General features: G+C 63.4%; 14 protein-coding genes. 2 read left to right on the forward strand and 12 right to left on the reverse strand.

All coding sequences use genetic code 11. From position 1 onward, the window contains the following. Window positions 1-207: 207 nt before the first annotated feature. From VFF99_RS05185 to VFF99_RS05205, 5 genes are all read right to left on the reverse strand, one after another. Window positions 208-1,455: a patatin-like phospholipase family protein gene (locus VFF99_RS05185; protein WP_325015635.1), complete on the reverse strand. Its 1,248-nt coding sequence runs from the start codon at window positions 1,453-1,455 to the stop codon at window positions 208-210. Between the two features lie 82 nt (window positions 1,456-1,537). Continuing rightward, window positions 1,538-2,320 (reverse strand): transporter substrate-binding domain-containing protein, encoded by a 783-nt coding sequence (locus VFF99_RS05190; RefSeq protein WP_325015637.1) that lies wholly within the window; start codon window positions 2,318-2,320, stop codon window positions 1,538-1,540. Window positions 2,321-2,322: 2 nt separating this feature from the next. Beyond that, complete coding sequence (locus VFF99_RS05195) at window positions 2,323-3,096, reverse strand: ABC transporter permease (RefSeq protein WP_325015639.1); 774 nt, start codon at window positions 3,094-3,096, stop codon at window positions 2,323-2,325. A 71-nt stretch (window positions 3,097-3,167) separates the two neighbouring features. After that, window positions 3,168-4,163: an ABC transporter substrate-binding protein gene (locus VFF99_RS05200; RefSeq protein WP_325015640.1), complete on the reverse strand. Its 996-nt coding sequence runs from the start codon at window positions 4,161-4,163 to the stop codon at window positions 3,168-3,170. Beyond that, window positions 4,160-4,930, reverse strand: a complete 771-nt coding sequence (locus tag VFF99_RS05205; protein WP_325015641.1) for an ABC transporter ATP-binding protein — start codon at window positions 4,928-4,930, stop codon at window positions 4,160-4,162. The genes VFF99_RS05200 and VFF99_RS05205 overlap by 4 nt, the downstream gene beginning before the upstream one ends. Window positions 4,931-5,179: 249 nt before the next feature. On the opposite strand from VFF99_RS05205, the gene VFF99_RS05210 reads away from it, so the two are divergent. After that, the gene (locus VFF99_RS05210; protein WP_325015642.1) at window positions 5,180-5,899 is read left to right on the forward strand and encodes a glutathione S-transferase; all 720 of its coding nucleotides are present in this window, start codon (window positions 5,180-5,182) and stop codon (window positions 5,897-5,899) included. 9 nt (window positions 5,900-5,908) lie between these two features. On the opposite strand, the gene VFF99_RS05215 is transcribed toward VFF99_RS05210, so the two are convergent. The 7 genes from VFF99_RS05215 to VFF99_RS05245 form a co-directional block, all read right to left on the reverse strand. Continuing rightward, window positions 5,909-6,169 carry a hypothetical protein gene (locus tag VFF99_RS05215; RefSeq protein WP_325015644.1) on the reverse strand — a complete coding sequence of 87 codons (261 nt, stop codon included), beginning with the start codon at window positions 6,167-6,169 and terminating at the stop codon, window positions 5,909-5,911. 108 nt (window positions 6,170-6,277) lie between these two features. Further along, window positions 6,278-7,834, reverse strand: a complete 1,557-nt coding sequence (locus VFF99_RS05220; protein ID WP_325015646.1) for a fatty acyl-CoA reductase — start codon at window positions 7,832-7,834, stop codon at window positions 6,278-6,280. A gap of 22 nt (window positions 7,835-7,856) precedes the next feature. After that, window positions 7,857-8,858, reverse strand: a complete 1,002-nt coding sequence (locus VFF99_RS05225; protein WP_325015648.1) for a DUF2156 domain-containing protein — start codon at window positions 8,856-8,858, stop codon at window positions 7,857-7,859. Window positions 8,859-9,024: 166 nt separating this feature from the next. Further along, a complete protein-coding gene (locus VFF99_RS05230) occupies window positions 9,025-9,678 on the reverse strand; it encodes a class I SAM-dependent methyltransferase (RefSeq protein WP_325015649.1) in 654 nt (217 codons plus the stop codon). Window positions 9,679-9,959: 281 nt separating this feature from the next. After that, window positions 9,960-11,126: a hypothetical protein gene (locus VFF99_RS05235; RefSeq protein ID WP_325015651.1), complete on the reverse strand. Its 1,167-nt coding sequence runs from the start codon at window positions 11,124-11,126 to the stop codon at window positions 9,960-9,962. Between the two features lie 224 nt (window positions 11,127-11,350). Next, the gene (locus tag VFF99_RS05240) at window positions 11,351-13,051 is read right to left on the reverse strand and encodes a potassium channel family protein (protein ID WP_325015652.1); all 1,701 of its coding nucleotides are present in this window, start codon (window positions 13,049-13,051) and stop codon (window positions 11,351-11,353) included. A gap of 4 nt (window positions 13,052-13,055) precedes the next feature. Further along, on the reverse strand, window positions 13,056-13,439 hold the full coding sequence (locus tag VFF99_RS05245) for a DUF6394 family protein (protein ID WP_325015654.1): 384 nt from the start codon (window positions 13,437-13,439) through the stop codon (window positions 13,056-13,058). 139 nt (window positions 13,440-13,578) lie between these two features. Between VFF99_RS05245 and VFF99_RS05250 the strand changes: the two genes are divergently transcribed. Next, the coding region (locus tag VFF99_RS05250) for a hypothetical protein (protein WP_325015656.1) at window positions 13,579-14,414 on the forward strand (836 nt) is incomplete at its 3' end.

The raw sequence follows: 14,414 nt of genomic DNA on the forward strand, positions 1-14,414 counted from the left end.
TCCAGCGCCACCGTCAACATCCCATTCAGCGTAAAATCGTTCTCGTGAGTCGGTTGCATGTCGTTCTCCTCGATTTGTTGGTCGCACTTCAAATTCTAAGGATAGCTTTTGCAACTGGCTCACCTCTTCATAGGATCTACGTTTCTTTATAAAGGACTGTAGGGTGGGTAGAGCGAAGCGAAACCCACCATGCATTCGCACATACCGCTAACCCTGCGCCGCCGGCTCCACCACCGCCTTCTGCACCGATTCCGGCGCACCCGGAATCGTGCGCGCCCCCTGCACCGCTTCCGGCAAGGTCGCCGCGTCCACGTGGTGCGGGTTGATGAACAACCGCTCGAGGTTGGTATCGGACGACACGCCGAGCAGCGGCGCGCCACCACCATCGATACTGCCGTTCTCCCATGCCGCAGCCACTTCCCGCCCCAGCTCGCGCAGGTGCTTGAGGAAGGCGAGTGCAGTGTTGCTCTTGCTCGCCACGCCATAGCAGGCCATGTCGGCATGCGGCGGAATGTAGTGCATCCGCACTTCGACCTTGTCGTGCAGCATCGAGCAGGCCTTCAAGGCCTCGGCATGCGGACGCAGCTGGCGCAGCAGTTCGTTGATCTCGTGGATGCGCTTGATCTCGCCGATCAGTGATGCGTTGAAGTTGATCTCGTTCATCCGGTCGATGATTTCCCATGCGGTGTCGGGCGGCAGCCGGTCCTTGTCCATCACGATCGGGTTGACGCCGACGATCACGAGGTCGCGGCTCTCGCGCTTGTGGTGCCGGATGAGGGGAATCAGCGCGGGGTCGGCGACGTAGCCGCCGTCCCAGTAGTATTCGTCGCCGATCTTCACCGCCCGGTCGGCCACCGGCAGGCAGGCCGAAGCGAGCAGGTGCGGGATATCGATTTCCTGCTTGCAGAATGTCTGCAGCTGGCTGGTGCGGACATTGGTCGCACAGACATACAGCGCCGGCCCGCAGGTGCTGGCGCGCAGGGCCTCGAAATCGATGCAGTCGGCAAGCGCCAGCGCGACCGGGTTCTGCCGCACATCGAACGGCCGCTGGTAAGGCGACATGACGAGCGACAGCGCATTGAGCGCCACGGGAACCGGCGTGCCGTCGATGTTCCAGGACGGATGCCATGGATTGGCGATGAAGCGGTAGGGGTTCAGGGAAAAGTCGCCGATGGCGGCGACATTGGTCCAGAACTGCTTGAGCAGCCTGCGCGTCTCGGTACGGCGCCCGGCATCCGTCAGCGGCTTGTCGTCGCGGTCCTTTTCCAGGCTCAGGCCGCAGGCCAGGACGGCGGCGACCATCGCGCCGCCGCTGGTGCCGCTGACGGCGGCAATCTCGATCTCTTCGTTCTGCAGCAGGCGGTCGACGACACCCCACACATACGCGGAATGCGCGCCGCCGCCCTGCAGCGCAAGGAGGATGCGTTTCTTCGGCGGGCGATTGTTTCTCGGCATGGTCCTGGCTCCGGATTGAGGGGCGAAGCAGTACCAATGTAGGGGAATGCAGGGACGCATGCAACCGCGCGCCCTCATATTCTCAATGGCAATCGGGGACGTTCTGGTCCAGGTAGACCTCGAAGGCGATATTGCGCACGGCGGTCTTCATCAGCTTGTCGGGATGGCCGCCGGCCTTCCATTCCGCCGCCACCTGCCTGAGGAAGGCGGCGGTCTTGGCATCGGACGCGGGCACGACAAAGGCTAGCGAGGTGCGCGGCCCCGTCGGCAGGCGCGCGGAAAATTTCTTCCATTCCGGATACGTGATCAGCTCTTCCAGCATGGCGCTGTCGTGCACGGTCGCATCGCATTCGCCGACGCGCACGGCGATGAGTGCATCGGCCGGCGCCTTGACCACCATTTCGATGGCGCCGTACTTCGCCGCAATGCTGCCCGCGTGCACGCCGCCTTCGGAGACGCAGACCTTGCGCCCTTTGAGCTGTTCCCAGCGCTTGATATCGGTGTCGCTGCGCATGATCGCCATCGGGCCGGCCGAATAGCCGGTGGGGATGATCGTGTGGGTGCGATGCAGCGGGTCCTTGTCGGTGACGGTGGCCAGCACGAAGTCGGCCTTGCCGGAGGAAGCCGGTACTGCCGCCAGCGGCAGCGACAGGCGCTTGGCCACGTCTTCCAGCAGCGCGTTATCGAGGGTCTCGGGCGTGCGGAACTTCATGCCGCCCTTGTATTCCGGCACCACGTACTGGATGCCTGCCTGCAGCTTGCCGCGCTGCCGCGCGCGATCCAGTCCGCTCGCCAGCGCATCGCTGCCGATGCCGGCGATCGCGACGGCAAGCAGGAGGCGGGACAGGCGGAGCGAGATGTTCATGGTCAGACGTACTGGTACCGCAGCACGCGGTGCTTCAGGCGCTCGAGCAGCAGCTGGTCGATCAGCGGCGCGATGATCGCAATGGCGAGGATGTTGGTCATCACGCCCACCATGTCGGCGGTCTCGCCGGCGTAGGAGAGCGAGCGGCCCAGGCCCTTGCCGAAGCCGACCAGCATTTCGCAGGAAATCAACGCGCGCCAGGCATTGCCGAAGGCGAGCTGGGCGCCGGTGATCAGTTCCGGCATGACGGCCGGCAGGTAGACGCGCTTGAGCAGTTCCCACGGTGAGGCGCCCATCACGCGCGCCGCAGACACATGCACCTGCTGGACGCTCTCGGTGGCGTTCATCACCGACAGCGCCGCCGGGAAGAAGGCGGAGATGGCGACGACGACGATGATGGGCATGTTGCCGAAGCCCATCAGGATCAGGAACAGCGGCACCCAGGCGATCGACGGGATCGATTGGAGGATGATGATGGCCGACTTCAGCACTTCACGGAAGAAGAACAGGATCGCGCCGATCAGGCCGAAGCCGACGCCGAACAGCATTGCCGAGCCGTAGCCGGTGCCGAGGCGGAACAGGCTGCCCCACAGCGCGGTGCGGAAGTTCTCGGACTGCATCTCTTCCCACAGGCGCGCGATCACGGTGTGCACGTCCGGCATCAGGAAGTCGGGCAGCGACCACGCGGCGGCCTGCCAGCCGAGGAGGATGACAACCACGGCGAGGATGAAGGCGATCTTCTTGCTGTTGCCGGAAAGGCGTGTCTTGGTGCTCATGTTGTTCTTAAATGCGATGGCCGGCGGGAGGCCGGCCATGTGTTCGTCTGCTGTGGATCCGGGAAGCTATCTTACAGCTTGCGTTCCTTCTGCCAGCTGAGGTCGAGGATGCTGTTCACGTCGAAGGGCTTGCCGTCGCGCGTCTTGAGCGAACCCTGCTCCTGCAGGATGTCCGCGATTTCCTGCATGCGGGCCTGTTCCTTGCCGGTCAGCACCGGGCTGAAGGTCTGGCTCTTGATCGCATCGGTGATCACGGCTTCACGCGGCACCTCGCCCTTGTTCAGCGTCTTGAGCGTCGGCTCGCTGATGAAATAGCCGGCGATGTACTTCGATGCCTCGGTCGGCTTCTTCTGCAGCATGTCGATCGCGTCCTTCTGCGCATCGAGCGACTTCCACACCGCGTCCTTCTTTTTCTTCAGCGTGTCGCCGGAGGTGATGACGACCATGCAGGGGAAGGGCCAGACTTCGCCGATCTCATAGATCTGCTTCACCGGCGCGACCAGTTGCGCGATGCTCGCCTGCGGCTCGAACAGGAAGGCGGCGTCGACGCGCTTGCCGATCAGCGACTGCACCGCGACCTGCGGGCTCACGCCCATCACGTTGACCTCGTCCGGCTTCAACCCGGCCTGCTTCAACACCACGCCCTTGAGCACGGTGTCAGCGGTGCTGCCTTCGGCCTGCGATGCCAGCGTCTTGCCCTTCAGGTCGGAGACTTTCTTGATGCCCGTTTCGTCGCGCGCGATGATCGCGTGGTAGCCGTGCTGCGCGCCACCCACCACCTTCAGGTCCGCGCCCTTGGAGGCCCAGGCCACTGCGTTGGTAAAGCCCAGCACGCCGGAGTCGAGCTGGCCGCCGACGATAGCCTTGATCAGGTCGGTGCCGGACTTGAATTCGACCAGCTCCACGTCCAGGCCATGCTTCTTGTAGAGGCCGGCTTCCTGCGCCAGGATGGCCTGCGCATCGTCCATCACGCGCAGGTAGCCCACCTTGAATTTTTCCTGTGCGTTTGCCTGTGCGGCGATGGCGAATGCCGCGAATGCGGCAAGCAACATTTTCCCGGTTTTCATATTCCTGCTCCTTCGGTCAATGGTATGTCCTCGTGCTCCGCACGGATGCCGAGCAATCCCAAAATCTCGCGCCGCACATCGGCAAAGTCCGACAGGTCGTGCGTCTTCTCGTAATGTTCGAGGTTGAACTCCTTCAACACCTTCGCCGGGCGATGGCTGAACACCAGGATACGGTCGGCGAGGAACAGTGCCTCGTCCACGTCATGGGTGACCAGCAGCACCGTCGGGCGCGCTTCGCGGATCAGGTCGCGCAAGACATCCTGCAGGGTCATGCGGGTGAGAGCGTCGAGCGCGCCGAAGGGTTCGTCCAGCAGCAGCACTTTCGGCTGCGTGATGAAGGCGCGTGCCAGCGCCGCGCGCTGCCGCATGCCGCCGGACACCTGGTGCGGATAGTAATCCTCGAAACCCTTGAGGTTGACCTTCTCCAGCCACGCGAACGCCTGCTCGCGCGCCTGCTTCTTGTCGACTTTCTGCAGCTCCAGCGCCATCGACACGTTCTGCGCTAGCGTCATCCACGGATAGAGCGCGTTTTCCTGGAACATCAGCATGCGCTCGGGCGCCGGCCGTTCCACCGGCTTGCCGCCGGCAAGGATCTGGCCCGCGCTCGGCTTTTCCAGGCCGGCGGCGATGTGCAGCAGCGTCGATTTGCCGCAGCCCGACGGGCCGACGAGGGCGACGAGCTGGCCTTCATCGAACTCGCGCGAAAAGCCGTCGATGACGTGCAGGCTCGAAAAACGCTTATCAATATTCTTGAACGACAGCTTCATGGGTTGTTCTTGGTGGCGGGCGGCGGGAAGTTATATGGGCGCCCTTTGGAATTACTTCTGGTAATAACGCACTTTAATGGGGCGCTGTGCGCAGGACAACAATTTTTCCCGACTATGCTTATACAGAAATGTGAATAAGCTAAGCGCGGAGCGTCATTAGATAGCGGAAAGTCACACCCGTCAACGCTTGCGGGCCGCGCGGCGGCTTGACAGTTGGTCATTCGACAATCTTCTTGCGGAGGCCGTTCCATGCAATACGAGCTCTATTACTGGCCGGAGATACAAGGACGCGGCGAATTCGTGCGGCTTGCGCTGGAGGAAGGCGGCGCCGACTACGTGGACGTCGCACGGCGATCGGAGCGCAGCGGGATGGGCATGGCGGCCATGTTCCGCTTGATGGAAAGTGCCGCGCATCTCCCCTTCGCGCCGCCCTTCCTGCGCGCAGGCGGGCAGGTGATCGGACAGACGGCGAACATCCTGCTGTTCCTCGGCCCGCGCCTCGGGCTGGCGCCGGAGGACGAGGCGGGCCGGCTGTGGGTGCACCAGCTGCAACTCACAGTCGCCGATTGCGTGGCCGAGGCGCATGACACGCATCACCCGATCGGGTCCGGCCTGTATTACGAAGAGCAGAAGGAAGAGGCGCACAGGCGCGCGGCGGACTTCACCGCCGCGCGGATACCGAAATTTCTCGATTACTTCGAAGCGGTGCTGCGGCGCCGCCCCGGGGGAGAATGGCTGGCGGCGGACATGCCGACCTATGCCGACCTGTCGCTGTTCCAGCTCGTGGAGGGTTTGCGCTATGCCTTTCCGAAGACGATGGCGCGGCTGGAGCCGGCCTGCCCGCTCGTCGTCGCGCTGCACGGCCGGGTCGCGGCGCGCAAGCGGATCAAGGCGTATCTGAAGTCGAAGCGGCGTTTGCCTTTCAATAACGACGATGTGTTCCGGCACTATCCCGAGCTGGAGCAATAGCGGACGCCATTACGGCACCGGCGCCGTGGATTCCCGTGCGCAGTCGCACTCGTACCACTTGTGTTCGTTCCAGATGTCGAGGTTGAACTCCCCCTGCGCAGGCGGGCGCTTGGCGGCGCCTTGCATCGCAGGCGTCGCGCCCAGTTGCGCCGGCGGCAGCATCGTGCCCTCGTCTTCCAGCGGACTTCCGCCGCAGGCGGACAGCAACACGGCAAGGGGCAAAATCGTATGGATGGAATAATGCTGGCGGAGACTTGCAACAAACTTCACAGCAGACCTTTTCCCACTCTGTCAAAAGAAAATTCGTAACCAACTGCAACACCTCAGAGGTTACGAATGGGAAAAGGTTCCTGAAGGAATGAATTCGATGTCAGAGGCTCATTGCACGGCTTCGGCGGCCGGCACTGCAGCCGGCACGGCTTCCACCACCACGCTTGCCGGTGCGGCAACGGCCTTCGTATCCTTGCGGCGCAATGCGTAGCGGTTCAGGCCGCTCATGTGAATCTTGCACAGGTAATCCGTCCAGTTGATCAGCTTCGCGTCGACCGGGAACAGCACCTTGTCATGGGTGCGGAAGCGCTTCACCAGTGACAGCAGGTTCTTGTTGTGGAAGCGGTAACGCGGCTGCGTGTAAAAGGAGAAGGTGATGGCCAGCGTCTGCGTGGTGCGCATCTTTTCCATCGCCTTGGTCTCGCCGGCGGCGCCGCACAGGCGGCGCAACCCCGTCCACGCAGTCACCGCAGCGCGCATCGCGCCCATCGCCACACGGAAGGTGGTGTTGCCCACCACCCGGAAATCGCGCGGCTGGTTGTAGAACAGCCGGTCGTACTGTTGCCAGTTGCGCTTCGATTCATCCTCCAGCAGGCGGATCATTTCGCCCAGGCGCAGCGGATTGCCCGAGCCGCTGCAGCACTGGTAGATGCGGTGGCCTTCGGGATCGGCCACCGCTTCGGCGGCGGCGAGCAGGATGCTGTTGGCAACGAGGTCGGCCGGGATGATGTCGATGATCTCGTCCGGCTTGGCCGGGAAAAAGTTGGTCTTGCCGCGCGCATAGGCCAGGATGACCGCATCGGCCACCTTCACGCCTTCGATCCAGCCGGGCGCGGGTTCCTGCAGCGTGCTTTCGATGATGGACGGGCGCACGATGGTCAGCGGGCGGCCGACCATGCCGCGCATCGCCAGCTGCTCGCCCATCCATTTGGTGAAGGTATACGTATCGTTCCAGCCATAGCGGTTGGACTCGGCAATGCCGAGCTCGGTCAGGCGCCGTTCGCGCAGCTTCGGATCGCGCACCGCGGATTTCACCTGCTCGATCTTTTGCTCCAGCCGCGTGATCAGCGCCTCGACATCGTAGTAACCGTCGCGATGGCGCGGGATGGGCGCGCCGGCCGGCGGCACGATCTGCTCGCGCATTTCGCCGCGGTTGTAGCCGTTGACGTAGCAGGTCGAGACCTGGATCAGCGGCGCATTGGCGACGCGCGTGAGCGCCGTCATGTAATGCAGGCTGAGCGCATTGATGGCCAGCGCCTGGTCGAGCGGTTCGCGGAAGTTGACGCTGGCGGCGGCGTTGATGACCACGTCGACGCGCGAGGCCAGTTCGATGAACTTGTTGGCCGGCAGGCCGAAGCTGGGTTCGGTGACTTCGCCGGTCACGCACTCGATCTTTTCGGCGAAGAAGCGCGCCAGGTAGTCCGGCTGCTCTTCGCGCAGCTTCTCGAACACGGACGAGGTAGCGATTTCCTTCTCGAAGCGCTCGCGCGCGGTGCGGCACTCACGGCTGCCGCGGATGACGAGGATGATGCGGCCGACGTTGGGCACGGTGCGCACCAGTTTTTCCAGTACCACCTTGGCGAGGAAACCGGTGGTTCCTGTCAGCAGGATGCGCTTGCCGGACAGGGCGGTCTGCACGCTGATGGGGGCGGTACGGCGTTTCATTGCTTGTTCTCCGGCGAGTGGTTCAGATGATGCGGGTGAGGCGGAACATGGCGGTCATCGCGAGACCCGGCAAGGCGTTGCGATGGCAGCAGTAGGTCTTTTCCACGCGGCCCTGGAAGCGCGACTTCGCAAACTCCAGGCCCTTGAAGTTGTAGAGGAAATCCATGCGCTCGCGGATCACCGACATGGTCATGCGCAGCACGCGCGATTCCTGCGGTTCGACCTCTTTCGCCATCATCAGCGGCACCAGGCCGAGGTCCAGGGTCTGCACGCCTTCGGCCTTGAATACCTCCATCGCATGCGCCATCAGCGCGTACCACAGGCCCTGCTTGAAATTGGCCGACGAGCGCGAGATGTTCGGCACATAACCGATCAGCTTGTTGTTCGCATAGACGGGATCGAAGAAGATGAAACCGACCGCTTCGCCGTTCAGGTAGGCATAGAAGTAGCGCGTGCCGTCGCGGTAATCGATCAGCATCGGGCGGATCAGGAAGCGGATCTCGTTGTTCTTGCAGCGGCGGGTCTGGATCCAGGCTTCGGAAATCTTTTTCACGTCGGGATTGAAGCCCGCCTCGCGGATCTCGATACCCTGGTTGCGCGCCTGGTTGATCGCGGTACGGATGATCTGCTTTTTCGATCCGCGCAGCGACCAGGTTTCGAGGTCGATCTTCGATTCGCTGCCGAACTGTGTGCCGTAGTAACCGTAGTGGTTGTGCAGGTGGTCCACCACCGGCTTGCTGACCTGCACGAAGACGGCGCTGGGGTATTTTTCGAGGAAGCGGTCCAGCATCAGTGTGCGGTGGTGCGGGTGGCACACCGGGTCGGCCAGCGCGAAACGCATGCCCCAGTAGCTTGCGTAGGCGATGTAGCCGACGCCGGGCATGTCGAAATAGGACATGTCGGGTTGCAGCGTCGAGAACGACATCGAGTGCGAACCGAACTGCTTGAGGCAGGCGACGCGCCGCGCCATGTCGAGGTGGGTGATATCCGCGACCAGCGGACGGTCCAGTGTGATGACTTGCACTTGTGCTTGTTCTTGCAAAACAGCCTCCCTGGCGGTGGGGATGAAGCGGAGAGTGGAGGTTCCCTCCCCTTCAAGGGGAGGGCTAGGGTGGGGATGGGGGAAGTGTTCGAGCGAAAGAAACCCATCCCCATCCCGGCCTTTCCCTTGAAGGGGAAGGAGACGTCCGCTAGCGGTTTGCCGGCTTCGTTCCCAGCACCGACCAATAGCAATTCAGAAGCAGCAGCCTGTAATGCTTCTTTTCACGGACATGCAGCCCGAGCTTCTGCATCGACTCGGGGTAGTTGTAGATCTTGTGCACGGCATTGCCGGCGAAGGCCCAGAAGAACAGCACGGCGCCGTACCAGTAGGCTTTCTTGGCGAGTCGGGACAGGATGTTCCCGGTCGGGTAGGCGAAATCGCCGACCACCACATGCGCGCCCGGCTTGCCGAGACGGATCAGGTGTTCCAGCACGCGGTGCATCATCTCCTCGTCGAACACGTTGAGGAAGAAGTTGGCCACCACCATGTCGTACTTTTCAAATTCGCGCACCTTCATGATGTCGCTGTGCAGCTGGCGGATGCGCACCTTCACGCCTTCCTTGTCGAGGTTGCGCTGGAAGTTTTTGAGCATCGTCTCGGAGAGGTCGACCACGGTCACGTCGGCACCCAGTCTTGCGGCATACACCGCATCCTTGCCATGGCCGACGCCGGCGAACAAGACCTTGTCGCCCGGCTTGAGCTTGTCGAGCATCGCCACCTTGCAGTGGTGGATCGATTTGCCGCTGTATACGGCGCTCAACCAGTCATAGATGGGGCCCACCAGCTTGTACTTGTCATTCATGCCTTGATCCTCAGGCCTTTGCGGCCTTTTCGTTTGTCTTGGCGCCGGCGGATGCGGCCGGCGCGTCTCCTCAACATCAGTGTGTTTAGATTAAGACAAGAATCGCGGGCAACGAGGGATGGCGCATTGGCCTGCCGAGCCAAACTCGTGACCTTGGAAGTCAGGCGTTTTGGTGTGTCCGCGCGGCATGTTTTTGCGGTGCGCGGCGTGGGAAGGTGCGCAGGAAGGATAGGGCGAAGCCGCGGGCGCGGCTTCTGATCTTGATCAAACGATGTGCATGCTTAGGCGGGCTCGGCCGTCCTTGCGGCGGCACTGCTCCAGAACAGCGCCCGGCCGATCGCGTATTCGGTCGCCATCGCCCCGGCGAGGAAGGCCGAGCCGGCGAGGAACAGATGCAGCGGCGTGAGCACCATGGCAAGACCCCAGAACAGGAACAACGCCGCCATGCGCAGCACCCACAGCACCAGCTCGCGCGCGAAGATGCGGTCGGCGAGCTCGCCGCGGATGTCGAGCGTGCACTGGTTGAGCACCTGCTGGCTGGCGGCGAGGAAGGGCGCGCCCGCCGCGCGCATCATCGAATGCACGATGTAGAGCGCCGGAATCCATGCACTCGCGCCGAGCAGCAGGTAGGAGGCCGACATCACCAGGCAGGCGCCGCCGAACCAGTGCGCGCGGTTGTCCTTGTTGCGCTTCTTGCGCGTGATGTAGAGCGCGGCGCCACCGGCCAGTCCCGCGACGGTCGTCACCCAGCCGAAATGGCTGGCCACGCCGAGTGCGTTGGAAGCGCCGGTGGCGGCCATTGCCTGGCTTATGCCGAACAGGCCGGATTCGAGGAAGAAGATCGGCAGGCAGGCGATGAAGCGCGGCTGGCGGATCACCGCGAGCGGGGCCTTCAGGACCACCGGGTCGGTGGGCGGGATGGCCTTGCCGAGGAATAGCGCGCCGAAGATGCAGAACGCGCCATACAGCCAGTACACATAGCGGCTCTGCTCGCTGAAGGCGGCAAGCAGCACGGTCGAGGCCAGGGTCGCGGAAAAACTCAGGACGATGGTGGCGGTGCCCGAGCGCGCCGCGTACGGGTCGCGCTCACTGTCGGCCAGCAGCGACATCTCGAGCGCGTGCCTTCCTGTCCATGTCATGCCGAGGTAGGAGCCGAAGGCGATCGCCGTCAGGGCAACCGAACCGTCGGCCACGAGCAGCAGCAGGCCGGGGAACAGCAGGCCGAGCCGCACCAGGCCGGTGCCGCCGATACGCAGGCGCGGGCTGATCAGATAGGCAAGGAAGGTGGACGCCATCGCCGCTGTGAGCATGGCGGCCGTATAACGGAACAGCGCATCGAGATCGTGCGCGCCGATGACGAAAAAGCCGATGAAGCCGCCGAAACTTCCGACGGCGCCTTGCAGGGCTGCGAGGGGAAGCAGGGAGCGCTGGTGGGGTCTGGACTTCATTCCTTGGCAATGTGTTCTTGTCATGGCCGGCGCATTGCCGAGAGACAAGGGAAGACATGCTGTGAGGAATGATAGTTCCCGAGGGAAACAGGATTGTGGGGGAGCGGGATGTCGTGACGCGGTGGGTTTCGCTGCGCTCTACCCTCCCTACGGTGCTTTACTGGATTAGAGCGAAGCGAAACCCGCCATGCGAGCGGCGAAGCTCATTCCGGCGGTGCGTCGCCCTACTGACGCTTTTCCTTTCCAAACAGCGCCCGCCACACCCAGCCGCCGCGCTGGTCGACGCCGGTCAGCACATAGTCCAGCGCGTTCGCATTCTTCAGCGTCAGGTCGAGCACCGAGCGCACCTGGTGGCGGCCGGCGAGCAGGATTGCATCGCCTTCCCGCAGCGGGAATCCGTCCTCCGGCAGCAGGAAAGAACGCCCCTCGCGCTCCACCATCAGTACCACGGCCGGCAGCATGTCATCGCGCTCGGCGTTATCGCGCAGGAGGTCGCGGACGGCGATCCGCTGTTGCATGTTCAGCGCCTTGTGCACTGCCGGCGCGGATACCCCTTCGAGGCGGATATCCCAAACCTGCGGCACCAGCCCGTCGCAGATCGATTCCAGGCGTTGCGCGAGCGCCTTGCTCCAGGGCTCGTCCGCCTGGCGCACGGCGTGGAGGAAACGCGCCAGCAGCGGCGTGGTGAGGATGGAGATGCATTCCTGGGCGACGACGCGGGTGTGCACCATGCTGAAGTCGGCGCGGAAGGTTTCGAACAGCAGGTCGTTGGCCGCCTGGTTCTGCCGCGCGACGACGTACAGTTTCGGATTGATCTGCTTGGCCATCATGGCGATGGACAGGTTGGCGATATCGTTGTTGCTGCCGGCGACGATGCCGCCGGCTTCCATCACGCCGGCTTCGTGCAGCACGCCCGCCTCGGTGCCCGAACCGATGACGAGGCGGCCGTTCTCCGGGCCTTCCCCGTCGGGGTCGACGATGGTGAGTTCGATACCGGGCAGGGACATGTAGTGCGCCACCGCTTGGCCGAAATGGCCGTAGCCGCAGATGATCCACTTGCCGCGCGGCGGCCGGTGCACTTCGGGCAGCGGCGAGCCGGGCAGTCCGGTCAGGATCTCGATCAGGCGGAAGGCTTCCGGCGCGGACACCGCCAGCGCGAGATATTCGGCGAAGCGTTCGTAGGCATTGACGATGTGGTGCGTGCCGAAGGAGCGCATGTTTTCGGCCACCGCCGGGTTGCGCACGCGCGTCAGCACGGGAATCGCCGGGTTGAGCAGGCGCACGTTGATGGCGATGGCAAGGTTGCACTCGTCGTCATTGGTCACCGCCAGCACGCCGCGGCAGCGGGCATGCCGCACGCCGGCCATCAGCAGGTTGGCCGACAGGCGCGCATCCGCCGCCAGGGCGGGGTCGTTGGTCTTGAAATCCTCCAGGTCCAGCTCCTCGATGCGTTGCGCATTCTTGTCGATGATCACGAAGTCAAAGCCCATCAGGTCGAGCGCGCGGCAGATCAGGCCGCCGGTCTCGCCGCAGCCGCAGACGAGGTAGAACGGCGTCTGGATGCGCGCGACGCGGCGCGCGAAACGCGAAGCGACCAGCGTGTGCTGGAAGGATTTGTCCTGCAGCAGCGCCAGCAGGGTGAGGATGGAATAGGTCCAGCCGACGACGGTGAAGTAGATGCAGGCGGTCACCCACAGCCGCTGCCCGTCGGAAAACGCGGTCGGGATCTCGCCGAAGCCGATGGTGGTCGCGGTGTAGCTGATGAAGTAGAAGGCATGGAAAAAACTCATCGGCGGCGCGGGCGTGCCGTCGGCATTGACGCCGGGCACGAGCGTGAGCCCGAGCACCGCGATCGCGTAGAACACGATGAGCGCGATGAGCGGCGCGCGCATGCGCCGCAGTACGAGGAAGAAGACGCTGTTCATTGCGTCAGCGCCGCATCATTACCGTTTCGACGATCAGGATGACCACGGAAATGATGTTGGCCAGCAGCGCGCCGCCGGACAGCGATACCACGCTCGCCGTCACGTCTGCCGTCATGCCGGTGCCGGTGACGTGCACCGCCAGCGCCCAGGTGACGGCGGCGGCGATCAGCTGGATGTCGGCGACCAGGCTGGTGGAGAGATGCACCGCGCCGATCTGGGTGCGGTCGCCGAACTTGAGCACGGTGGCGATCATGTTGACCACGATGGCCGCAAACAGCTCGTACACGTTGTGCAGTTCAGGACGTTCGATGTCGCCGATGAAGAAGCCGAAGTTGAGCGTGGCGGCAAAGACGATGAAGAAGGCGAAGACGACCTTTTCCAGGTTCATGGTTTTCCTTTTCTTGTTGGGGTCACCCGTAATGATACAGACGGAAACAGCGTCGCCAGTGTTGAACTTGAGCAAGTTTCGACAGACTAAGGTCTTTTCAGGCGTATTGCCGCACGCAAATCCACCGGGAGGACAGTTCATGCAAGTCAGACATTTTTTCGCCGCGCTCGTGCTCGCGTTCGGCGTCGGGCAGTTCGCCAAGGCCGAAGAACCGAAGCAGATCGATGCGCAACAGGAGGCGCAACAGGCGCCTGTTGCACAGGAACAAGCGGAGACACCGGTACCGGCGGCGGAAAAGCCGGCTGCCGCCGCCGATGCACCTGCTGCAGCCGCGACACCTGCCGCGGTGCCGGCCACGGCAGACAGCGCGGAACCGGTGGACTGGATCCATTCCTTCTTCTACGAGGTCAAAATCACCGACGTCCTCCTGGCGGTCTTTGCCGGCCTGCTCGTGCTGCTCGGCCGTGACCTTGCGCGACGCATGCGCGACGCCGCCGCTGCGGCCAAAGACAGTGCAACGGTAGCCGAAAAGAGCGCCCGCGCCGCCGAGGAAGCGCTGATCGCCGCGCAGCGCGCCTTTATGTTCATCCGCGAGATCAAGACCTACCTGCACCAGGACCCGCAGACCGGCCGCTTCCACTGGACCATCCATCCGATCTGGGCCAACAGCGGCAACACGCCGACGCGCGGCCTGTCGATCAATACCAGTTACCGCCTGCTCGATGCGCCCCTGGCGAAGGGCTACGATTTCCCGGCATCGCAGGAAGACGCGGTATCCACCATCGCCGGTCCGCGCAGCATGGTCGAAGCGGCGCCGGGCACGCTCAGCGCCGAAGACCTGGCGGCGGTCAAGGAAGGAAAGAAGTTTTTCTACATCTGGGGCTGGGCCGAGTACCACGACATCTTCGAAGGCACGAAGAAGCGCGTCACCCGTTTCTGCAACCAGCTGATCGAAGTGGACGGTGACCCCGATGC

This window comes from Noviherbaspirillum sp. (assembly GCF_035654295.1).
Taxonomy (GTDB): Bacteria; Pseudomonadota; Gammaproteobacteria; order Burkholderiales; family Burkholderiaceae_D; genus Noviherbaspirillum.